The organism is Ignavibacteriales bacterium, assembly GCA_026390815.1.
GTDB lineage: Bacteria > Bacteroidota > Ignavibacteria > Ignavibacteriales > SURF-24 > JAPLFH01.
On the sequence record JAPLFH010000056.1, the window covers coordinates 14,226 to 37,364 of the forward strand.

17 protein-coding genes are annotated in these 23,139 nt (G+C 33.7%); 4 read left to right on the top strand and 13 right to left on the bottom strand.

Features of this window, described 5'->3' with window-relative positions; translation table 11 throughout:
- Positions 1 to 13: 13 nt before the first annotated feature.
- The 6 genes from NTX22_17165 to NTX22_17190 form a co-directional block, all read right to left on the bottom strand.
- Positions 14 to 1,219 carry a cytochrome C gene (locus NTX22_17165; GenBank protein MCX6152258.1) on the bottom strand — a complete coding sequence of 402 codons (1,206 nt, stop codon included), beginning with the start codon at positions 1,217 to 1,219 and terminating at the stop codon, positions 14 to 16.
- Between the two features lies 1 nt (position 1,220).
- A complete protein-coding gene (locus NTX22_17170) occupies positions 1,221 to 2,498 on the bottom strand; it encodes a hypothetical protein (GenBank protein MCX6152259.1) in 1,278 nt (425 codons plus the stop codon).
- A gap of 163 nt (positions 2,499 to 2,661) precedes the next feature.
- Complete coding sequence (locus tag NTX22_17175) at positions 2,662 to 3,222, bottom strand: cytochrome c family protein (GenBank protein ID MCX6152260.1); 561 nt, start codon at positions 3,220 to 3,222, stop codon at positions 2,662 to 2,664.
- A 101-nt stretch (positions 3,223 to 3,323) separates the two neighbouring features.
- On the bottom strand, positions 3,324 to 5,978 hold the full coding sequence (locus tag NTX22_17180; protein ID MCX6152261.1) for a cytochrome c3 family protein: 2,655 nt from the start codon (positions 5,976 to 5,978) through the stop codon (positions 3,324 to 3,326).
- Positions 5,979 to 5,993: 15 nt separating this feature from the next.
- Positions 5,994 to 6,422 (bottom strand): Rrf2 family transcriptional regulator, encoded by a 429-nt coding sequence (locus NTX22_17185; GenBank protein MCX6152262.1) that lies wholly within the window; start codon positions 6,420 to 6,422, stop codon positions 5,994 to 5,996.
- Between the two features lie 265 nt (positions 6,423 to 6,687).
- Positions 6,688 to 7,305, bottom strand: coding sequence for a YigZ family protein (locus NTX22_17190; GenBank protein MCX6152263.1), 618 nt, complete (start codon positions 7,303 to 7,305; stop codon positions 6,688 to 6,690).
- Positions 7,306 to 7,397: 92 nt separating this feature from the next.
- On the opposite strand from NTX22_17190, the gene uvrA reads away from it, so the two are divergent.
- Positions 7,398 to 10,229, top strand: coding sequence for an excinuclease ABC subunit UvrA (gene uvrA / locus NTX22_17195; protein MCX6152264.1), 2,832 nt, complete (start codon positions 7,398 to 7,400; stop codon positions 10,227 to 10,229).
- Positions 10,230 to 10,259: 30 nt separating this feature from the next.
- Here the strand turns inward: uvrA and NTX22_17200 are convergent, their stop codons facing one another.
- Positions 10,260 to 10,667, bottom strand: coding sequence for a PEGA domain-containing protein (locus NTX22_17200; GenBank protein ID MCX6152265.1), 408 nt, complete (start codon positions 10,665 to 10,667; stop codon positions 10,260 to 10,262).
- Between the two features lie 286 nt (positions 10,668 to 10,953).
- On the opposite strand from NTX22_17200, the gene NTX22_17205 reads away from it, so the two are divergent.
- Together NTX22_17205 and NTX22_17210 are read left to right on the top strand one after the other, a co-directional pair.
- The gene (locus NTX22_17205; protein MCX6152266.1) at positions 10,954 to 13,725 is read left to right on the top strand and encodes a UPF0182 family protein; all 2,772 of its coding nucleotides are present in this window, start codon (positions 10,954 to 10,956) and stop codon (positions 13,723 to 13,725) included.
- 257 nt (positions 13,726 to 13,982) lie between these two features.
- The gene (locus NTX22_17210) at positions 13,983 to 15,017 is read left to right on the top strand and encodes a fatty acid desaturase (GenBank protein ID MCX6152267.1); all 1,035 of its coding nucleotides are present in this window, start codon (positions 13,983 to 13,985) and stop codon (positions 15,015 to 15,017) included.
- Positions 15,018 to 15,153: 136 nt separating this feature from the next.
- Here the strand turns inward: NTX22_17210 and NTX22_17215 are convergent, their stop codons facing one another.
- Positions 15,154 to 17,460, bottom strand: a complete 2,307-nt coding sequence (locus NTX22_17215; protein MCX6152268.1) for a TonB-dependent receptor — start codon at positions 17,458 to 17,460, stop codon at positions 15,154 to 15,156.
- Between the two features lie 126 nt (positions 17,461 to 17,586).
- A complete protein-coding gene (locus tag NTX22_17220) occupies positions 17,587 to 18,711 on the bottom strand; it encodes a helix-turn-helix domain-containing protein (GenBank protein ID MCX6152269.1) in 1,125 nt (374 codons plus the stop codon).
- Between the two features lie 66 nt (positions 18,712 to 18,777).
- Between NTX22_17220 and NTX22_17225 the strand changes: the two genes are divergently transcribed.
- Positions 18,778 to 19,179: a GNAT family N-acetyltransferase gene (locus NTX22_17225; GenBank protein ID MCX6152270.1), complete on the top strand. Its 402-nt coding sequence runs from the start codon at positions 18,778 to 18,780 to the stop codon at positions 19,177 to 19,179.
- A gap of 58 nt (positions 19,180 to 19,237) precedes the next feature.
- Here the strand turns inward: NTX22_17225 and NTX22_17230 are convergent, their stop codons facing one another.
- From NTX22_17230 to NTX22_17245, 4 genes are all read right to left on the bottom strand, one after another.
- Complete coding sequence (locus NTX22_17230; protein MCX6152271.1) at positions 19,238 to 20,605, bottom strand: HAMP domain-containing sensor histidine kinase; 1,368 nt, start codon at positions 20,603 to 20,605, stop codon at positions 19,238 to 19,240.
- On the bottom strand, positions 20,605 to 21,282 hold the full coding sequence (locus NTX22_17235; GenBank protein MCX6152272.1) for a response regulator transcription factor: 678 nt from the start codon (positions 21,280 to 21,282) through the stop codon (positions 20,605 to 20,607). The genes NTX22_17230 and NTX22_17235 overlap by 1 nt, the downstream gene beginning before the upstream one ends.
- Before the next feature lie 172 nt (positions 21,283 to 21,454).
- Positions 21,455 to 21,910, bottom strand: a complete 456-nt coding sequence (locus NTX22_17240; GenBank protein MCX6152273.1) for a methyltransferase domain-containing protein — start codon at positions 21,908 to 21,910, stop codon at positions 21,455 to 21,457.
- A gap of 176 nt (positions 21,911 to 22,086) precedes the next feature.
- Positions 22,087 to 23,130: an MBL fold metallo-hydrolase gene (locus tag NTX22_17245; protein ID MCX6152274.1), complete on the bottom strand. Its 1,044-nt coding sequence runs from the start codon at positions 23,128 to 23,130 to the stop codon at positions 22,087 to 22,089.
- Between the last annotated feature and the right edge of the window lie 9 nt (positions 23,131 to 23,139).

Here is a 23,139-nt window from a genome sequence, read left to right on the forward strand (position 1 = left end):
ATCAAACTCGCTGTTAATCTCTTTTTGAACTGTGGCAATAACCACAAAATCCTACACCAGGACTGTTGGTAGAAATATGACAATTAAAACAGAGTGAATTACTATCGTTGTGCCAATCGCCTTGTTCGTCTCGCATAAATCCATTTGGATGCGTTTTAGGATTTGTACCTTTTATTCCATCGCTATCAAAATGACAGGTTATGCAGGCAGGATCACCACCCTGAGTATCGTGGCAGGAGGCGCATCTTTCAATATCTCTTTTTGCTTCAGTAGCATGCTGTCCGCCACCGCTACCAACACCTATGATCATAAAATCTTTAGCTTTATGCGAAGTAGGCATAACTCCTGCAATAGCGTAATCACCACCGCTTAAATTATGACATTCAGCGCAAAACGTTTCTGCCTGGTGGCATGTTTGGCATTCACTTTCTTTTCCTTTCAAATCTATACCGTGAGTATAAGTAAAGTTCAGATCGTGTACGCGAGTAATTTTTTGCTGCTTTGTACCATCAACAAAATTATGAGGTGAATAAGGTGCATAAAAATCTTTTGCTGTATTTTTTTCAGTCAACATATTTGTACCAACGTGGCAGCCAGCGCAGGAATTATTATCGTGGCACATTGCGCAGTTTGCATCATTTGCTTCAGCAGCAAATTTGTGTGTCTTTTTATAATTGCTTGTCTGGTGATTCTGCGGGATCAAATTAGCTGTAGATAAATGACAAGCTTCGCATTCGTTAGTTGCAATTCCTTGTTCATTATTATGGCACTGGTAACAGGTTTCCATTTGCGGCATTGCCTTTACCGCTTTAAAACTATAATCAACTTCTTTCAAACCAGTGTGGCAGATTTCGCATTCCATCTTTTTTTCGTTTATGTGAAAACTGTGATTGAAAATCATTTGAGATTTAGTTTGATTTAACGGCTCGAATTTATTATCGAAGTGGCAAGTGTTGCATGTTTTTTCATCCTGAACGTCGTGGCATTGTGAACACTCTGTGTGGTCAGGAAGCAATCTGTCGTTCAATGATTTACTATCGGAAACTTTAGAATGACAACCCTTGCAATCTGTGGCTTCACTATGTACTGCGTGAGAAAACTTTATGATCTTTTCATTTCCATTTCCAGGATTTACATCTTCGCCGGAAGCAAACGCACTGAATGTTATGAATCCTGCAACGGAAAATATTATGATTAAATAAAAATATTTTAGTTTCATATTAAATCAGGTTTAAGTTTGTGTTGAACCAATAATTTAGTTTAAGGAAGAACCTAAAATCATTCTTGTAAATTTTATTGTTCAGGTATTGCCCCTGAATATCGAATGACAAGACTCGCCATGGTCTTACGTTCACATTGCCAAGTATTGTTACTAAATCATTTCTAGGATCAGCTTCAGTAAGTTTGTAAGTTGTAAAAGTAACACCGGCAGAAGGAGTAACTAATCCATCAAAAAATGTATTTGCTGCATAAAGAGAAACTGCATCAAGTTCGCCGGCATATCCAAATGTTTTTCTGTAGCTGATATTTCCATAAGGTGAATTTACACCTACAGTAACTCGTTCAGAATTATCATCCTTGTATTTAACATATCCGAATTTTCCGAGTACGGTGTAAGCACCAAGCTTGTAATCCAATCCAGTTTCAATTTCCTGCGAATTACCATAATCGAAAACTGAAAATATAGAATTGTATCTTACTCGTGGCTCTCTGTAATTATAATAAACATCAACGCCTAAATCTTTAACTCCCATATACCTGCCGTTAAATTCAACTTTAGAAGTTTTGGTAAGATTAAAATCAAAATCGTAACGTGTATCTATATTAAAAAAGTTTTTCGATTCATAAGAAACTTCAGCCGATGCAAATTTATATTGATTTGATTTGCTTTGAACAAGCACAGAAATTGGATTTAAATTTTCATCCAACCGCGTTGCCCAGTAATCGTAAATTCGGAAATTTTTATTTACGTAGCTTAACCCTATCTTCCAATTTTCAAATGCATTGATTGTAAATTTTCCACCGTAAATATAATCATCCTTCCATTTCTTAGTCAGCTCAAGCTTTTGATAAGCCGGCACATTACCGCCATAATACCCGGTAATTTTATAATCACTATATCGCAAATCGGCAGTAATTCCATCAAACACACCTCCTGCAACACTGTTGAACAATGGCTGCCTGCCAAGTTTAATTGTGGCAACATCAAAAAGTTTTCTTGTTTCTAAATAAAGATTGTAAAATCGAAGTCGTGGATCATTATCCACATTTTTAGAAAGATCACCTTCAAGTGTAAAGTAGGATCTTAAAGAAAAGAAATCTTTATTCACATTCAGGTTAAGTGTTTGATAAGAGCGGAGGTAAGTGTTAGAAACGTCAGCCGATTCAAACCGTTCAAACGAATAAATTGAAGATGAAAATCTTCCATTAATAGTTTGAGCGAAGTTAAACAAGGGCAAGCAAAATATAAGAATCAAATAGTAAAATTTTTTATTCATCTGCAGCCTGCTTTAATTTTAAAAATATTAGCTATCAAATATTTAAAAACTTTATAACCAAAAGATGAAGGATACTTGTTTCTGAATATTAATTTTTTAAAAACCCAGCAACAAGTATCCAGTATCAGAAAAACTAATACTCAACTAAATCGTTCTAAACTCATCAGCCTTTAGGCATCGAATGAGCAATCTTTCCCCAGGCTTCCTCATACTTGAAAGATTTAAAAGTTGGACTTTCTGAGTTATGGCAGCCGGTACAAAATTTTTCTTTTTCTTTATGAATAACCAAACCTTTGGAAATTGCTTGATCTCGATTTTTCATTATACTCATTTGTTGATACTCCGAACCTGGACCATGACAAGTTTCGCATTGAACACCATCTTCAACTTTAAACTTTGCAGTTTTAAGAGCGGCATCAACATCATAACCACTAGCGTGGCACTTTAGACAGGCTTTTGTTTCAACTGCTTTGGTTTTAAATCCTTTTGCTTTGGCTATATCATCAGCTTTTTGCGTTTGTAAAGCTTTATAAGCGTTGGCATGTTTACTTCCCTGCCAGATGGTAAATTGCTTACCTGCCTTGTCAGACTTATGACACATACCGCATTTTTCAGCACCAACAAATCCGGATTTTTTATCTTCCTTAAAAGAATTAATTGAAGTGAAACCGAATGTTAGAGAAACAATAATAAGAAGTGAACAGAATTTTATTAAGTTGGTCATTTTTCCTCCTTTATGATAAATATTATATTGCCCTACAGATTTATTTACCAGATGCAATATAAAATAATTTTATTAATTAAAACAAGATATTTTTAAGCGCTTTATTCCGCATTATTATTTTTGATTCCTGCATCAGCACTATTTTTTGCAGAATCATTATTAAAAGTATTTTCAATTTCTTTAATTTTTTCCAATTCTAATGGATGCTCATGCTTCATTTCTTCTTCGGATAAAACTCCGGTAATTAAAGCAGTATTCAAAGGATATACTTCCGGGTTAAAAATAACAAAGTAAAAGTGCCAGACAATTATAGATAAAGTTGCCAGCCATGCTTCATAAAGATGAACTAAAGTAGCCGCATCTAAAAATATTTTTGGTGCAATTGAAAGAAAAATAGTATTAAAGAAAAGCATCAAGCCTGTTGCTGACATAACTATTACACCCCAAATCAAAGCCCAGTACTCAGCTTTTTCCATATAGCTGAATCTTCCAAACAATGGTTTTACTTTGCTTATACCTAAAAGGTATTTAACATTTGTGATTACATCTTTAAGATCCTGTAAGTTTGGAAGGAAATCAAAAAGCATTTGTCTTCCTCTCTTCGTAAAAAATAAATAGTAAGAATGATAAAATGAGATGGTAATCATAAAAATTCCAAATGATCTATGCAGGAAACTCCTGGTTTGAAACGCCCATTCGCCAAGTATCCATTTAAACGGAATTACCCACCAGGCATCCGGGTATTTTAAAGCGAAGCCGGTAACCACTAATGCAATAAAACTTGTTAGCATAATAAAATGCTGGATACGTTCATTAAGCGTCATCCTCAAATAGTATTTGCCTTGTTCCTTTAACTCTTTTAATTCCCTGGCATGTTTCTTTTTCTCTTTACGCTTTCTAATAAAATCAAGAATATTATGAATTAACATTCCAGAAATTACCAGGAGAATTAATACAATGTAAATTCTGGTAATCCAGTAAAGAAGCGGGGATTCAGCTTTAGATCCTGTAAGATGAACTTGTTTAAAATCTGCTGTAATGCTTGCACCCGGATGGCATCTTCCACAAGTTTTAGAAAGATTATTATCATTTATACTTGAGGTTGAATCGGAGCTCGGTTTTATTTTATGCGCTCCGTGACAGCTTGAACAATCAGCCGCATATTTGGAACCACCACGAACGGCTAAACCATGGTAACTTTCATTATAAGAACTTGCTTTTGTTGTAGGAACGCCATACTTACTAATCATTTCAACATCACCATGGCAGGAACTGCAAAGTAGAACTACATTTTTTCCCGAGGCAACTTTACTTTTCGGGTTATCCTTTGCAAATATTTGATGATTGCCATGGCAATCTATACACGTGGGGGCATCCATCACGCCTTTCTTTACAGCTTGTGCATGAATGCTCTCCATATAATCAGAAGCAATACCAGGATGGCAATTTGCTCCATCACCGCAGGTATTGGCAATATTTTCTCTTTTAATTCTTGAGGAAGCATTTTTTGTTGTTTGCATTTTATGCGCGCCATGGCAGTCGGAGCAGGTGGCGGCATTTTCATTACCAGCTTTTAGTGCTTGAAAATGAACTGAATTTTCGTAACCCAATATTTCATTTTTAGATTTTCCGGTAAGCTTTATTACTTCGATGTTGTTGACATGGCAGGTAAAGCATACTTTATGTTCATTCAATTTACTCAATGGGGATTTATCAACTGATTCAATATTATGCTCACCGTGGCAATCAGTACAGCTTGGCGCTAAGTTAGCACCGGAAAAAAAAGAAACACCATGGGAAGATTTTTTGTAATCAGCTAAAATATTTGAATGACATTTACCACAAGTATTGGGAATATTAAATTTTGAAATCTTACTTTTTGCTGCATCTGTACCTAATACCATATGGTTATCATGGCAATCAACACAGGTTGCCGCTTCTTTGCCATCTACTCCAATTCTGCCATGGATGCTTGTCTGATAATTTTTAACAAATTCTACTAAATTAATTTTACCAGCTTTTTCAAAATTATTTTTATCAAGATGACATTTTAAACATGAACGAGAGGAAATAGAATATTTATTATTGAATACTTCATGAGCACCATGGCAATTAACACAACCGGGTGTATTGTTTTTCTTTGCTAATTTATGTACACTTGTTGCAAACTCATCATCACTTTTTTTGTGGCATGATGCACAAAGTTTTTCCTCTTCAACTTTGGTAAATTTAACCGATTTAATTTCATGCGCAGATTTGTTATGGCAATCAGTACAATTAGGTGCTTTTTTACCTTTTAAAAATCCGGCATGATGTGTACTTTTTGAATAGGATCTTACAGACGGAGATTTATGACAGCTTACACAAAACACAACTTCGTTTTTTGAAAAATCTTTAGCTGGCTTAATTTCATGTTTTGAGTGACATGCAAAACATTCAACTTTTTTTTCTCCATGAATGCTTTTGGAAAATGATGGACTATCATGACACTGAGCGCAATCAACCCTGGAAATATCATTGCCTTCTTTATGAGGAATATTTTCTGAATTGAAACCGGAGTGACAATCTGTACATTCTAAACCAGCATGAACTGAATTATTAAAATGATCTTTATCTACAAAAAGGGAAATTTGTTTTCCGTTTCTTTCAATCGTTAAAGTATTATCACTATGGCAATCAATACAAGCAGTCTTTGTTGTTTGCGCCATAATTAGCGAGCTCAAACAAATAAAAACTACAGCAGAAATAAATTTCATAAATCTCCGGAAATATTACTTATTCTTCTGTAACGTTTCAGCATACTTTTTTGCTACTTCTTCAACCGTTTTACTTGATATCAAATTATAAATTCGATCTCTTACCTGCGCCCACTCTTCGTGCAATGGACAAGGATTTTCTTCGGAACATTCTTTTAATCCAGTTACGCACTTTTGATTAATAATTGGTCCCTCAACTCTTTCAACAATTTGTAGTATGGAGCTTTTCTTTGCCAAATTGGTTATTTTGAATCCACCACCTCTGCCTTTAAATGAATCGACATATCCATACTTCGCCATCCGTTGCAATATTTTTGCAAGATAGTGAGTTGGAATTTCTTCACTTTTAGCAATTGCCGCAGACATAGTCAAAGAATCTTTTGGCTGTCTGGCTAAAAATAAAACAGCACGGATTGCATATTCACCTGTTTTTGTATAGATCATGATTTCTGCCTCAAATTATTTTAAAATAATTATTTGAATCGGATAAAATGGTTTTATATCCGAATTGAAATTAGATATAAATCTTTTTTTTGTCAACTCCATTTTCCAATAAAAAAAAAAAAATGAGAAATCGAATAAAAATTTCAACAATTATACCAGTTGTCTTTTATTAAATTTTCGAATTTTGGATAGATTGAGGATAAAAATTCCCGCCTTCGGGAATTTATTTTCTAAGAATGGGTAATTATTCAGCAAAAATGGATGGTTATTGAAATAGTGAATTTAAAATTTCATACTTAATTTGCCCTCTACCAATTTGCTTAATCTCCTCAATAAACAGAGAATGATTCTTTGCTGGTACCAGAAATTCCAGACAGAATTTTTCCTTAAAAACAGAATTAAGGATTTTTGCTTCCACTTTAGAAAGCAGTTGGTATACATCACCTGTAAGATCAAACTTAGCAAAAAGACTAATTCTAATAAATTTTCTTTTTTCAATTTTATTTGCAGCATTCAAATTATTAAATGCAGAATCATAATATGCCTTTCCTAATGGTCCAATTCCTAATTTGGTTCCGCCAAAATATCGAACAACAACTACTAAAACATTATTCAAGTTGAAATGCTGGATTGCATTTAGAATTCTTTTTCCAGCAGTACCAGCTGGCTCGCCAGCGTCAGAATACTTAGTAGAATTATCTGTAAAAGTAAGAGCATAACAATGATGTAAGGCATCAAAATACTTTTTCTTTAAGCTTTCTAAAATTAAATGTGCTTCATCCAAATTAAGAACTGGATAAGAAAAACACATAAAGACAGAACCTTTCTCTTTCGTTCTTGTTTCAGTTATATCTTTTACTGTAAAGTAGTTTTCCAAATCCATAAAATGCACGGATAAAATTTTTATTCAAATAATATTTGTTTTTCATAATCATTGTCTTTAAAATAACTAATTAAAAATAATAAATCTGAAGAATGAGTTTACAAGATAAAATAATTATTAAAGGTGCAAGAGAACACAACTTAAAGAATATTGATGTGGAATTACCACGGGATTCCTTAGTTGTTATTACTGGATTATCTGGTTCTGGTAAATCATCTTTAGCTTTTGATACAATTTATGCTGAAGGACAGCGCAGGTATATTGAATCATTATCTTCATACGCACGTCAATTTTTAGATCAACTTGAAAAGCCCGATGTTGATTTAATTGAAGGTTTAAGTCCAGCGATTTCTATTGAACAAAAAGCTACATCCCACAATCCAAGATCAACCGTTGGAACTGTAACCGAAATTTATGATTATCTCCGGTTACTTTATGCCAGATTAGGAACACCACATTGTTATAACTGCGGTAAACCAGTGGCAAAACAAACTACGGAACAAATTATTGATACGATTCTTACAAATCAAAATGAAGAAAAGATTTTTATTTTAGCTCCGGTTATAAGAGGCAGAAAAGGACATTACCGTGAACTGTTTGAGGAAATTTTAAGCGATGGTTTTTTACGTGTTAGAGTCGATGGAAACGTGTCCGAAATTACAAAAGGATTTCAAGTTGACAGATATAAAATTCATAACATTGAGATACTGGTAGATCGAATTAAGGTGATCGAAGAATCAAGATCGCGATTAACTGAATCTATTGAAGTAGCTTTAAATTATGGTAACGGAAATATTATTATCAGTGATGGAAAAGAAGATTTAGTCTTTAGTAGAAATCTTGCTTGTCTTGATTGTGGAATTAGTTTCCAGGAGCTGGCTCCAAATTCATTTTCATTTAATTCACCATACGGATACTGCCCCGACTGCGATGGTCTTGGTGAAAAGAAAGAGCTTGATATAAATTTAATTATTCCGGATTGGGAAAAATCAATTAATGAAGAAGGAATTGCCGCATTAGGCAAACCGCGACAAATGTGGTTCTTTAACCAGGTTCGGGCGGTTGCAGGATTGAATGGATTCACCTTCGATACAAAATTAAAAGATTTGACTGAAGAGCAAAAACAAATTTTATTTTATGGGACCAAAGAAAAAATTCCATTTACATATACTTTTGGCGGTGGTAAAAGTGTAACCTACGTGCACAAATTCTCTGGTGTATTTAATTACATAAAACATTATTACGATACTACATCATCCAGCCACATCCGCGAATGGGCTGAATCTTTTATGAACACTTTGACCTGCTCAACTTGCAACGGAGGCAGATTAAAAAAGGAATCTCTTTCAGTAAAGTTTAATGGGGTTAATATTACTGAAGTGACAAATCTTTCCATCCTTAACGCTTTGGAATTTTTTAAGAAAATAAAATTAAAAGGACGAGAAGAAATAATTGCAAGACAAATCTTAAAAGAAATTATCTCCCGGTTATCTTTCCTTTTAAATGTAGGATTAGATTATTTAACACTCAATCGTACAGCCAGAACTTTATCTGGCGGCGAGAGCCAGCGGATAAGACTTGCAACTCAAATTGGTTCCCAGCTTGCCGGTGTTCTTTACGTTCTGGATGAACCAAGCATCGGTTTACATCAGAGTGATAATATAAAACTAATACATTCTTTGAAGAATCTGAGAGATCTTGGTAATACAATTATTGTTGTTGAACACGATAGAGAAACGATTGAAAGCTCAGATTACATTGTTGATCTTGGTCCTGGAGCCGGTGAACATGGTGGAAAAGTTTGCTTGGCTGGATTTACAAAAAAGATTATTCATACCAAAGATGGACATGATTCTCTAACACTGAAATATCTTACAAATAAAGAAAAAATTCATGTCCCAGAAATAAGAAGAAAAGGAAACGGAAAGAACCTCCTTCTGAAAGGTGCAGAAGGTAATAATCTTAAAAAAGTAAATTTGAAAATTCCACTTGGTACATTTACTACAATTACCGGTGTAAGTGGATCAGGTAAATCATCACTTATAAATGAAACCTTAGTAAGAATTTTAATGAAGAAATTATTCCACTCTAAGGTTGTACCTCTTCCTTTCAAAGAAATAACCGGATTAGAGCATATCGATAAGGCAATCGAAATTGATCAATCACCTATTGGAAGAACACCGCGTTCTAATCCCGCAACTTATACCGGTCTGTTTACTTTTATTCGCGATTTGTTTGCCCAACTTCCTGAATCTAAAATGCGGGGTTATAAAACCGGCAGATTTAGTTTTAATGTTGCAAGTGGAAGATGCGAAGATTGCCAGGGCGATGGATTGAAAAAAATAGAAATGAATTTTCTGCCAGACGTTTATGTTGAATGCGATGTTTGTAACGGCAAGCGTTATAACCATGAAACACTTGAAGTTCTTTACAAAACAAAATCTATTTCGGATGTTTTGGATATGACAGTTGAAGAGGCTTTAAGTTTCTTTGAAGATCACCCAAGAATAAAAAGAAAAATGCAGGCAATATTTGATGTTGGATTAGGTTACATTAAACTTGGGCAACAGGCAACAACACTTTCCGGTGGTGAAGCGCAGCGCGTAAAACTTGCTACCGAACTTAGCAAAATTGGAACAGGAAATACAATTTACATTCTTGATGAACCCACAACCGGACTTCATTTTGAGGATGTAAAAATTTTACTGAACGTTTTGAACAAGCTTGTTGATAAAGGGAATACAGTTGTGGTTGTAGAACATAATCTGGAAGTAATTAAATTCGCTGATTGGGTAATCGATCTTGGTCCAGGCGGTGGTGAATTTGGTGGTGAAATAGTTGCCGAAGGAACTCCTGAAGAAATAATTGAATTTGAAGATAGTTTAACAGGTAAATATTTAAAGAAAGAGTTGTCTATTCATTAGAAATTTTTAGCTAACTGAGAAAACAAATAATTATTTCTTTTGGATTTTTAAATCTGTCTTTATTGATGGCTGTAATTCTATGTTAAATGATTCAGGCAATAAATTGTACATCGCACCTGTAAATAAATCAACCACTGCACCGGGAATAAAACCATTAAAAATATTTCCCCAGAACCAGAATGAAAGTTTTGTTGTTATCTGGGTTTCGTAAATATCATATCCGTCGAGATCCAGTTTTACTATATGGTTATTCTTCCTTTCCATATTTACAACCTGTGGAGTAGTTCCGAATTTCTTTCCATCGATAATCAACTTTGCATTTGGGGGAGTTGTTTTTATCTCAATCTCCTGCGTTGTAGAATTTAATATCGTTGCACAGGAAATGAATAAAAAGGTTGATAAAAAAAACAGACCTACAATTATAAACCATTTCATCATCGTTTCTCTTTATTTAAAGTAATTCTAAATAATAATCGAAAATTATCGTAATAAATTGAGATAAATTCAAAATAACTTTTGCATTGCTCAGTATATTGGAATAAGGATACCTGGAAATGAAAGTCAAAATAATCATTATAGTTAATAAGTAAAGAAATTGTGAAAATTTTTTATCAACCTTTTTATTATGAATTTCCTTATTTTGATGAAAAAGATAGAGACTAATATGTACAATGCCATTCTATTTGTGCTTCTAGCAGCTGCAGGATCGCTCCTATTTCTCGGAATGAAAAGAAATAAAAAATCTTTTATTTCAATGGGTTTAATCCTCGGCTTATTCACAATTTTCTTTTTCTGGTATATGGATTTTTACGGCGAGATGCTCTGGTATCAATCGCTTGGATATGGGGACAGATTCTGGATCTCAATTTTCAGCCAAACTGGCTTTGCAATTGCCGGTGCAGTAATCAGCGGAATAATAGTTTTCGTTCTCACATTAAATATCACCAATTATAAAAAATTTGCCCGCTCAGTAATTCTTTTAATTTCTCTTGTTATCGGAGGACTTTGGGGATATACCAATTGGGAAATAATCCTTAAATATTTTTATGCCGTGCCTGCTGGAATAACAGAACCAATATTTAATAACGACGCTGGTTTTTATTTGTTCAAATTCCCCTTCCTGCAAAATGTTAATTCACTACTCTTTACTTTATCTTTTATTTCTTTAATTGCTATCATATTCACAACCTTTTTTAAAATTTCTGGCGAACAAATGCGTTTTGAATTTCCGGTTGAGAATACTGAACAACAATTAAAACCGCTTTATTTGAACATCGGAATTTTTCTTTTAATACTAGCTTTAGGTAAATATTTAAATCGTTATGAACTTATGTACTCAAAAATGGGAGTAGTTGCTGGTCCTGGATGGACGGATGTAAATATTTTACTTCCTGCATACAGCATAATAATTGTAATTACTATAATCTTTGCATTGATGTTTTTAATTCCACCAATAAGAAGATTTGCACAAAGGAAATTTCAAAATGTTTTTAAGCGATTAGGACAATTACGGATTGCATTTTTAATTTTCTCATTAGTCGTTTTATTTTCGATTTGGTTTATTGCAATTACAGCAATTCCAGGATTATTCCAATGGCTGCGCGTTCAACCAAATGAAATAACTTTTGAAGTGCCGTACATCTCAAACAATATTCAGCTTACTCGATATGGCTTCGGTTTGAATAATATCGAAGAAAGAGAATATCCTATAACAGGAGATTTTACGCAGACAACCGTTGACAGCAATCCTGCGATTTTTAATAATATTAGATTATGGGACTGGCATGCGCTTCAGGCAGTTTACAAACAGTTTCAGGAAATCAGACTTTATTATGAATTTACAGATGTAGATGTTGACCGCTATACTTATGATAATAAGTACAGGCAGGTTATGATATCTGCCAGAGAACTGGAAGTGAATAATCTTCCGCAGCAAAGCCAAACTTTTGTAAACAGAATATTTAAATACACACATGGATTTGGAATTACTTTAGCATCTGTTAGTGAATTCACTCCACAGGGTTTACCTCATCTTCTAATAAAAGATATTCCTCCTGTAAGTGAATTCCCTAACCTAAAAGTTGATCAGCCAAGAATTTATTTTGGTGAAGTTACAAATACTCATGTGGTTGTAAATTCAAAGGAAGATGAATTTGATTATCCCAGTGGTGAAGACAATGTTTACTATAATTATAAAACCAAAAGCGGAGTTGAGATAAACAATTTCTGGCGTAAGTTTTTATATGGATGGAAATTTGATGGAAGTTCATTCCTTTTTTCATCTTATACAACTGAGAAGAGCAGCATTTTATTTCATAGGCAGATTGAAGAACGTGTAAAACTGCTTGCACCTTTCCTTAAGTTTGATGAAGATCCATATATAGTGCTTGCAGATGGTAAGCTATACTGGATTATAGATGCTTATACAACTTCACATTATTTTCCTTACAGCGAACCGTTTTCATCAAATGAAAGAATAGAATTTAAAGAAGGTGAAACTGCAAAAATTCTGGAGAACCAGATTGCAGGATATCTTGATGGAGAAAATTATATCCGTAACTCTGTTAAAGCTGTAATTGATGCATTTAGTGGTGATGTTAATTTTTATATCTTTGATGATAAAGATCCGATAATTAAAGTATGGAACAAGATTTATCCTAACCTGCTTAAAACCAAAGACAAAATGCCGCAATCCATTCATGCTCATGTACGGTATCCCAGAGATCTGCTGCTTACACAGGGACTTATATATGCAAAATATCATATGAATGATCCACGTGTATTTTATAACCAGGAAGATTTATGGATACGGGCAACGGAAAAATATTATAAAGATGTTAAACCGGTTGATCCATATTATATAATGTGGCAATTACCGGAACTTAATAAACCGCAGTTTGCTCTTGTTCTTCCATTTACTCCAAAGAACAGGCAAGTTTCAATTGGCTGGATTGCCGGAATGTGCGATCCTGGTAACTACGGTAAATTTATTGCATACAAATTTTCTAAAGAAAAACAGGTGCTCGGTCCGCAGCAGGTTGAAACAAAAATTGATCAGGATAGATTTCTTTCCGGACAATTAACATTGTGGGATCAGCGTGGTTCCAATGTAATACGCGGAAACACACTTGCAATTCCAGTTGATAAAACTATGTTTTATGTTGAACCGATTTATCTTCAAGCGGAAACAGCCGCTTATCCAGAACTGAGACTTGTTGTTGTTATGCACGGCGATAATTTGAGTTATGGTGAAACATTCGACAAAGCATTGCAAGGATTGTTTAATAAAACAGATCAGCCTTTGCCAATAGCCGAACAGCAAATGCAGGGAACAAAGGAACAACCAGCAATAACAAACAGCCAATTAATTAAAAATGCCAACGATGCATTTAATAACTATCTTAAAAATTTAGGTGAAAAAAAGTTCGGTGAATCCTCTAAAGAATTAGAGAATTTGCAGAACTATCTTAAACAGTTATCAGAAAAATCAAAATAGAATTATAGACCATCTACAAATAGCCCCGGAATAATTTCGGGGCTATTTAATAAATCCAATTTTGCATTCTTCACTCTACGTTCTTCGTTCTTCATTTTCTCTTGGTGATTAAAACAGTTTAAACCAAAACCATACGGTAATGTATAAAATAATCCGCTGGAACTATTAAATAGCATTATAATGTTTAGGTGTCATTAAGTTGATGCTGATATACTGGTGAATATTTTTTTATCAGTTCAGCTTCAAAAGGAAAAGGAATGGAAACAATAACTAAAATAAATCCTAACGACTGGAAAAATCTTGTAGCAAAATATCAAACATCTCACACCTGGAAAAGTATTTGGCAATTAGGTAATTCATTAATACCATTTTTTGTTCTATGGTATGCAATGTATCGAACCCTGGAAGTTAGTTACTGGTTAACTCTTCTTCTATCAATTCCGGCAGCAGGATTTCAGGTTCGTATTTTTATAATTCAGCACGATTGTGGACACGGATCATTTTTAAAATCTCATAAAGCGAATAGCTGGATTGGTTTGTTGTGCAGCTTTATCACCTGGACTCCTTATTTTTATTGGAGGAAAGGACATGGTATTCATCACGCTCATGCAGGAAATTTGGAATATCGCGGGATCGGGGATGTTTATACAATGACTGTTCAGGAATATCTTCAGAAATCAACCTGGGGGAAAATAAAATACCGGTTATACCGGCATCCATTATTTTTATTCTTTTTTATACCGGCAATAATATTTGTGCTTTGGTACAGGTTCCCCACATCAAAAAATAAAGCTTTAAAGAAAGTTCAATCCAATGTTTACTGGACAGACCTGGTAATTATATTGCTTGTAGGCTCCTTGATTTGGTTGGTTGGATTAAAAGCTTATTTATTAGTGCAATTACCTATCATTTTTTTAGCAGCATCTGCGGGTAACTGGCTGTTTTATGTTCAGCATCAATTTGAAGATACTTACTGGGCAGATAAAAATAATTGGGATTTCTCTCTGGCTGCAATGCAGGGAAGTTCTTATTATAAGTTGCCAAAAATAATTCAATGGTTTACCGGTAATATTGGATTCCATCATATTCATCATCTTAGTCCGGTAATTCCAAATTATTTGCTGGAAAAATGTTATAAGAATAACTTGGTTTTTCAGAAGGCGGTAACATTAAATTTGCACACAAGCCTAAAAAGTATTTTCTTAAGTCTATGGGATGAAGATCAAAAAAAAATAATCAGTTTCCATAAACTTAAAAAGATTAAAGTCCATCATATTACCGCTACAATTTAGTATAACATCAATTTTAATTAAAAGTCCCCGACTTCATATCGGGGCACTTATTTTTTAAATTTGCCAATTCTTCATTCTACATTCTACATTCTACATTCTACATTCTACATTCTACATTCTACATTCTTCATTCTACTTAAAGCTCCCATTCGATTCCAAATATCGGCATAATGCTCCACTGAAAAATTGTTTCTTGTAAATTTTTATCAGCGTTCCAAACATACTCTGTAATGTTCTTTCTGTTGTAAGTATTCCAGATTGAAAGATAAATATCTACGCTTTGTGAGCTGAAGAAAAATTTCTTATCAACTCTGATATTTAGTGAATGATAATCCGGATAACGTTCTTCATTTATTTTTGAATCATCAATTATTCCAAGTCTTGCTTGGCTTGATTTTTCAATGTTGAACGGAGTATAAGGAATTCCGCCGGCATAAGTCCAGCGCAAACTAAACTCCCAATCGTTGGTTGGTTTGTACCCAACGATAAAACTAAAAATAAATTTGTTATCATAAATTCTATTTCTCCAGGCACTGTTGTAGTCTTGATATCTGCTTCGGAAATATGATCCGCTGATAATTCCATAAAAATCTTCTGCAAGTTTTTTCTGAATAAGCAATTCTATTCCTCTTGTAAAACCTTTACCAATGTTTTCCAAATTATCATAGTTACCAAAAGAGTTTCCGCTCAAACCACCATCAATCACACATAAACTTGGATCTTGTTTTGTCAAAGGAAGATTTTCATATTCCTTATCATATACTTCAAGCGAAAGTTTTGTATCCGGTGTAACTAAAAATTCCAATCCTGCTCCGAAGTGATATGCGGTTACACTATTCAGTTTCTTAAACTTTTCCTTTTGTGATAGCAACACCATCGGTAACTGCTGATAGAAAATTCCCGTATTAGCACTTAATCTAAGTTGATCAGTCAAATCATACGCAATAGATAATCTTGGCGACCACTTCATAACTTCATTAAGAGAATAATAATCTGACCTAATCCCGATGGATGCAGTAAATCTATCAAACGGATTTACAACGTATGATAAAAATATTCCTGCTCTTTGTGGATGAATTTTTCTATTAACAACATTAGTCGGATCAACTGTTCCAAGTCTATTGGTATCAGAGTACATAGTATAATCATATTTGCCAACACTAAAGTTTATATCAATTCCAAGTTCCAGCTTATTCCATTTGTTAAGTTGTAAATAGTTTGAGTTCTTTAAATTAAATGAATTCTCAAGATTGTTAGAAGAATAATGTTTTTCACTTGTGCTTACTTTATTGAAATCATTTTTAAAACTTTGTGTTGATAAGGAAATATTTGTTGTTGAATAAAAATCTTTGTTCCATAATGCCCGCCAGGAAACTCCCGCAGTGTTCTGATAATTCTTTATCATTCCATAATAACTACTTCCTTGCTCAATCGCATCATCTCTATTAAACTTCTCATAATCGTCTGCAAAAATATCAAGCAAAGTAATTTTATGGTTTTTATTTATATCATATGTTACTTTTCCCTGAGCATCTCCGTAACGAATAAGCATTCCCATTCCGGCAGCTTTCTGGAAAAAATCTAAATAACTTCGTTTAAACGAAAGCATCCACGATCCTATCTTGCCCGGTAATGGACCTTCAGCTCCACCACCAAAACCAGCCCAATTTAAATCAGCTTGCAGATCAAATTCTTCTTTATTTCCTTCCCGGTATTTAATGTCAACTATAGAAGAAAGTTTGTCGCCATATGATGACGAGAAACCGCTTGTTAAAAAATTAAAATTATCAATTAAGTCAACATTCAGAATTCCAATTGGTCCCCCGGTGGAACCAATAGCAGGGAAATGATTTATATTTGGAATCGGAATACCATCAACAAAAAAACCATTCTCGCTCGGACTACCACCTCTAACAACAAGGTCATTGTTTTCATCGGATACTTTAGATGTGCTCGGTAAAGATAAAATTATTCTACTTACATCACCCATGGAACCGGGTGATCTTTTTATTTCTTCTGAATTGAAATTAACCAAACCAAGATTATCGGCGTCAATTTTCTGGAAATAACCTGCAGTTACAGTAACTCCTTCTGTTTGAATTAATGTTTCCTTTAATTCTATTTCAATTTGTGTAATTCTTTCTGGACGAACAAATACATCTGTTCTTATTAAACTTTCGTAACCTACTGATCGAATTTCCAATTTATAATTTCCCACGGGCACATTTGGAATTGTGAAGCTGCCGTCCAAATTTGTTGTTGTGCCAAGTTTTGTATCCAGAATTAAAATTGTAGAGCCGACAAGATCTTCTTTTGAATTTTGACTAATAATTTTTCCGTTTATAGTTCCCTTGGGTTCCTGACTAAATAAAACAGCGGACAAAACTATTACCAATATTATTGAGAGGATAACTGTTAAAATAAATCTGATTCTGTCTGACATTGTTACTCCTGATTTTGCAAAAATTTCTGGAGCAAAAGTATCGATGGATACAGATCAATTCGCCTTTTCTTATAAAAGTGAACAGATATTATGGTTCGGACTTATAAATCCGCACGAGTTTTAGGTTTACAAAGTTTGCAGAGTTTGTTTTTTAAACTCAGAAGGAGTAATACCAGTATATTTTTTAAAAGAAGTGTTGAATGAAGATTTTGAATTGAAACCACATTCTTCTGCAATTGCAAGTACAGTTAGATTTTGAACATTTGGATCGATTAACATTTTTTTTGCTTCTTCAACCCGGTAAGTATTTATAAAATCAAAAAAATTCTGATTTAGTTTTTCATTTATAATTTGTGAAAGATGATGTGGAGTTATTTGAAGTCTATCAGCAAGTTTTTGCAAAGTAAGTATGTTATCAATGTATGGCTTTTCGTTTGTCATCAAAGCTAAAAGCTTTTTAAGATACTCATCCCCTTTTTCACCAGTTAAATTTGATTTTTCATATTTCTTTACACTTATCTCATCATTCAGCGGAAATACAATTTCCGGTTGAATCAGTCCAAGGTAACCAAATACGAAAATAAAGATTGTAATAATTATTGGTAAAGTAACGTGGTAAATTGAACTGAGATCAACACCAAGATAAATAAGAACCAGGTGACTTGCGATGAACACAAAAATTGAAATGATAGCATTAAGACAAATATTTAACCAATGCAAATTCATTTTTTCAAGTGAAGAAGTTTCATTTTTTAATCTTTGTACATGAGCATTGATTGATTTTTTTGTAATAATAATATAGGTGGAAGTTTGGATTACCTGGAAAATGCTAATAAGCATATCCATACTACTTTTCATAATTGCAGGATTGGAAAGATACACAAGCTTATAATCAGCGTCTTTTAAATAAAATGGTAAGTTTAAAATAATTACTAAAACAAATGGTATAAAATGAAGCGCATGATTCCATATAAATTTGTAGTTTCTCTCGGTCTGGATTTTTACATAGAAGTAAATAAGTGGTCCAAATAACAGCGTGGTTGGGAAAGTGGTTTTTTGCAGGTGCGGGTATTTGAAAAACAGATTAGCAGTATAAAAAAAATAATAGCCCATGCTTACTGACAATACAAAAAATATAGCACCAAGGATATTATTTGCTCTTCGGTTACCGCTTTTTTTAGTAACCAGAAAGAACCCGACAAAAAATCCCTGGACAATGCCAAGCAAAATAATTACTGCTATTATATTCATATTTGACTTTTGAAAATTACAGCGTAAATTTAGCGAGAAATATTTGAATTATAAATTTACATTCCGATGTTAGCAATAAAACCAGTCCAAACCCGGGATGAATTGAATTTCATCCACCAACTATTTTTGGAATATGCATCCTCACTTGATTTTAAATTGTGTTTCCAGAATTTTGATAATGAACTAGCTAATTTACCCGGAGATTATTCCCCGCCTTCCGGCAGACTACTAATTGCATTTTACAAATCCAATCCTGCAGGATGTGTTGCACTTAGAAAACATGAAGCGAATGTTTGCGAAATGAAACGGCTTTATGTTAAATCTGAATTCAGAGGAAAAGAGATCGGTAAAAAATTATGTGAAAGCCTCATTGAAGAATCTAAGAAGATTGGTTATGAATTTATGAGAGTTAGATACAGTTCCAAATATGATTGCTGCAATAAAACTTTATCAGTATTTAGGATTTAAGGAAATAATGCCATACCGTTTTAATCCTATTGCAGGGGCAGTTTATATGGAAATAAAATTAACTTAACGGCAGTTGCACAATAAAAGTTGTTCTCTTTCCTACTTCACTTTCAACCGAAATAGTGCCTTTGTGAATTCTAACAATCTCCTGCGCAAGCGAAAGACCTAATCCGCTCCCGGGAATTTTTCCGCGAGTTTCATTTGAGCGATAAAATCTTTTGAAGATATGTTGCAACTCAGCTTCCGGAATGCCGCATCCATAGTCTTTTATTTTTAGAATTGCAGAGGAATTATTCTTTTCAAGATTTATTTCTACTTTACTATTTACTTTTGAAAACTTGATTGCATTATCAATCAAATTTATTATTACACTTTTTAATTTTTCTCTATCTGCCTGCAATTCAATTATATCTGAAATTGAAGGATAAAGTTCTACACGGTTTACAGAAGCAACGCTTTTCATCAGCTGTATGCATTCGATAACTAACTCGTCCAATCTTACTAATTCATAATTTAATGCCTGCGGAGAAGCATCCAATTTTGCAAGCGCCAGCAATGAATTAGAAAGAACATTTAATCTTTCAATTTCAGTCAAAGCTATTTTTATGCTTTCTTTTATTTCTTCTTCTTTAGAACTGAGTTCTGCAAGTTCAAGCTCTGTCTGGATAACTGTAAGCGGAGTTTTAATTTCGTGGGAAGCATCGGCTATAAAACGTTTTTGGCTTTCAAATGATTTATCGAGACGGTTAATCATATCATTAAGTGTTTCTCCAAGTTTTCTTATTTCATCTTTTACTTTAGGTAGTTCAATTCGTTTACTTAGGCTTGTGGCTGTAATAGTCTCAACTGTGTCAATCATATTCAATATTGGTTTGAAAGAATATTTTGAAATGAAGTTTGCTGCTGCTGCTGTTATAAATAATGTAATTGGAATTACAATAATAAAAAAGAAAATATGTATTGTAATCTGGCGTTTGTATTCCTGCAAAGATGATGCAGCCACAATAAAATATTTTCTGGATGTATCTAATTCCTCCTTAATTACCGTGCAGTAGAAATCATGATTATCCTGTTTAACTTCAAACCATTTTTCAACATTTAGTTTCAGCATTTCGGTAGAAAAATCTTTAGAGAATTCACCGACTACCACAACTTTTTTAAAATCGGAATTTAAAATCATAAACTGACGGTGAATTAATCCTTCTGAATTTATTTTGTTAAATTTTTCAAGTTTAGGAAATTCTTTACTGTATATTTGTCTTGTTAGCTCACTCCTAAGTTTTTGAGAATAATCAGCAAGCTGAGTAGAAACCATTCTCTTTTGCTCTCTCCGAATATCATCAATTGCAAAAATAGAAATTATTATAAGCAGAAATCCAAATACCATTGTGTAGCTTAAAACAATTTTTTTCCTGATTGTAAGCATTATCTCTCCTTATCGGAAAATAAATAACCAACTCCGCGTACTGTGTGGATTAGAGGTTTATCAAATTCTTTATCAATTTTTTGTCGGAGAAATTTTATAAACGATTCTATTACGTTGCTCTTTGGATCAAAATTCATATCCCACAAATGCTCGGAGATTTTTTCCCGAGTAAGAATTTTGTCCGGATTCATCATAAACAATTCCAGTAAAGAAAATTCTTTAGCGGATAATGATATTTCCTTTCCATCTCTAGCCGCCTGGTGTAAACATTGGTCGAGAACAACTCCGAATCTTTCAATCTTAGTTGTTTTCACAACAGTATTACGTCGGATAAGAGAACGAATCCGTGCAAGCAGTTCTCCAAAATGAAAAGGCTTTGAAAGATAATCATCAGCACCCTGGTCTAATCCTTTTATCCTATCCGTAACATCGCCAAGTGCAGTAAGCATTAAAATTGGAACAATAATTTTTTTATTGCGTAAATTTGTACAGGTTTGCCAGCCATCTTGTTTTGGAAGTATAATATCCAGAATTATTAAATCATACGAATTGATTATTGCAAGTTCTTCGCCTTCAACACCATCGTTGGCAAGGTCAACGGCATAACCTTCTCTCTGTAATCCTTTGCAAATTGCATCGGCAATTTTTTTTTCGTCTTCTATTATTAAAATTCTCAATTCGTTATTCCTACAGAGTAAATTTCTTTGTCTTATGTTTTTGTTCAAATTGACTTCACACTGTTTTTCTGTCCTTGTCAGTGAGAAGAATAAAGGGAGAAACCAAAAATATTTTCAATTCCTCTCTAACAAAACTGTTAAGCTTCTGCTAATCGCTGGAGAGTCAGTTAATTTAAAAACCAATGCTCAAAGCTGTTTCAATGGTATTATTAAAATCACTAACCCTAACATGACCTTTCGGTTCTGCAATTAAAAGATAACTATACTTTTTTAATGAATTATAAATCTCCGAAAGGAATCTTTTATAAACATGTACTTCGTGAACTACTGCAAACGCCGGTGCAAAATCAATCTGCTCTTTTACATTATTAATCTGAAGTGATGTAGATGCACTTAAGCGTGTTTCAATTCTATTTTGCAAATTTGCTTTAGCAACTCTTCGTTTAAGATTACTCAGCATCTTCTCCTGCAAATCTACATATATAACATTACCCGAATCACCAACAAGCTGAGCCATTGGTAAACTAAAATATCCCATCGCACTTCCAACATCAAGCACTTTCATTCCCGGTTTAATATATGGGAAGAGAATCTTTACCGGATTGTGGTATAATTTCCTGAATGGCATTATAAAAAAAATCCAATCCACCAGGAGCAAACATGTTCATTCATTTTTTCCTTTAACAATGTTTCAAAAATAACACTTTTTGCAAGATGAATCCGTGAATAGGAAAATGTTTGCGGAAAATTAAATCCAATGTTATAAAAGTTGTTTTTCTCCGATTCACGGCTTCTTTATTTTTTTTATTCAACAAAAAGTCCTTCACCAAATCTCAAAATCAAAAATGAAGAATCCGGCATATTATATTTAACTAATGCTGATTTCAGGTCTTTCTCATGTGCATCAACAGCCTGCTCCGGGTGTTCTGCAAATGTTGCATAATGAATTCCAATACTTTGTCTGGAGTTTAGCAACCTGTGCGTTTTAACCGCGTCTTCAGGATTCATATGTTGGGTCTTCATAAACCATCTCTTTTCATAATTACCAACAGGAAGGATTGTTAACCTGAAATCAGAAAACTTTTTCTTTAGTGAATCAAGAAAATTTCCGTAGCCTGTATCACCGGCAAAATAAATGTTTCCTGATTTTGACTGGATTACGAATCCGCCCCAAAGAGTTCTATTGCCTCCAAACAAAGTTCTGCCGGAACCATGAAGCGATGGAACAAAAATAAATTTCGTTTCTGATGAATTAATTTTATATTCATTCCACCAATCAAGCTCATAAACATTATCGAAACCTTCATCTTCAAGCAGTTCCTTTATTCCCAATCCTGCTAATATTACCGGATGATGCTTTTTTAATAACTGCTCTAATGTTTTTAAATCAAGATGGTCATAATGGTCATGACTTATCAGTATAAAATCTATCTTCGGCAAATCATTTAGATCTACCCCAGGCTTGCGGATTCTTTTTGGACTGAACCATGAAAAAGGTCCCGCATATTCCGACCAAATAGGATCTGTAAGAATATTGAGGCTATCTACCTGAATTAAAACTGTCGCGTGATTTATATATGTAACTTTCAGTTTGCCATCACCAACATAACTTTCTGGTTTAGGCTGTGGATCATCTTCAATATATTCAGGCCATTCTACAGTATCCATTTGCCACAGCCATTTCACTTCATCCCAAAAATTGTGATCGGGTTCTTTATTAAAGAACCGGCTTCCGTCAAAGTGATCGGATGGCGCACCATTGTATAATACTGAGCAACCGCAAAGCAATTGCATAATCATTACGCCCATCAGCATTAAAAAAATATTAACAATTTTGCCAAAAAACATTTTATTTTT

What these genes read in the sequence shown, in the direction of transcription:
- NTX22_17165 (MCX6152258.1), bottom strand. Translation starts at nt 1,219, where the DNA reads ATGAAACTAAAATATTTTTATTTAATCATAATATTTTCCGTTGCAGGA.
- NTX22_17170 (MCX6152259.1), bottom strand. Translation starts at nt 2,498, where the DNA reads ATGAATAAAAAATTTTACTATTTGATTCTTATATTTTGCTTGCCCTTG.
- NTX22_17175 (MCX6152260.1), bottom strand. Translation starts at nt 3,222, where the DNA reads ATGACCAACTTAATAAAATTCTGTTCACTTCTTATTATTGTTTCTCTA.
- NTX22_17180 (MCX6152261.1), bottom strand. Translation starts at nt 5,978, where the DNA reads ATGAAATTTATTTCTGCTGTAGTTTTTATTTGTTTGAGCTCGCTAATT.
- NTX22_17185 (MCX6152262.1), bottom strand. Translation starts at nt 6,422, where the DNA reads ATGATCTATACAAAAACAGGTGAATATGCAATCCGTGCTGTTTTATTT.
- NTX22_17190 (MCX6152263.1), bottom strand. Translation starts at nt 7,305, where the DNA reads ATGGATTTGGAAAACTACTTTACAGTAAAAGATATAACTGAAACAAGA.
- uvrA (MCX6152264.1), top strand. Translation starts at nt 7,398, where the DNA reads ATGAGTTTACAAGATAAAATAATTATTAAAGGTGCAAGAGAACACAAC.
- NTX22_17200 (MCX6152265.1), bottom strand. Translation starts at nt 10,667, where the DNA reads ATGATGAAATGGTTTATAATTGTAGGTCTGTTTTTTTTATCAACCTTT.
- NTX22_17205 (MCX6152266.1), top strand. Translation starts at nt 10,954, where the DNA reads ATGAAAAGAAATAAAAAATCTTTTATTTCAATGGGTTTAATCCTCGGC.
- NTX22_17210 (MCX6152267.1), top strand. Translation starts at nt 13,983, where the DNA reads ATGGAAACAATAACTAAAATAAATCCTAACGACTGGAAAAATCTTGTA.
- NTX22_17215 (MCX6152268.1), bottom strand. Translation starts at nt 17,460, where the DNA reads ATGTCAGACAGAATCAGATTTATTTTAACAGTTATCCTCTCAATAATA.
- NTX22_17220 (MCX6152269.1), bottom strand. Translation starts at nt 18,711, where the DNA reads ATGAATATAATAGCAGTAATTATTTTGCTTGGCATTGTCCAGGGATTT.
- NTX22_17225 (MCX6152270.1), top strand. Translation starts at nt 18,778, where the DNA reads ATGTTAGCAATAAAACCAGTCCAAACCCGGGATGAATTGAATTTCATC.
- NTX22_17230 (MCX6152271.1), bottom strand. Translation starts at nt 20,605, where the DNA reads ATGCTTACAATCAGGAAAAAAATTGTTTTAAGCTACACAATGGTATTT.
- NTX22_17240 (MCX6152273.1), bottom strand. Translation starts at nt 21,910, where the DNA reads ATGCCATTCAGGAAATTATACCACAATCCGGTAAAGATTCTCTTCCCA.
- NTX22_17245 (MCX6152274.1), bottom strand. Translation starts at nt 23,130, where the DNA reads ATGTTTTTTGGCAAAATTGTTAATATTTTTTTAATGCTGATGGGCGTA.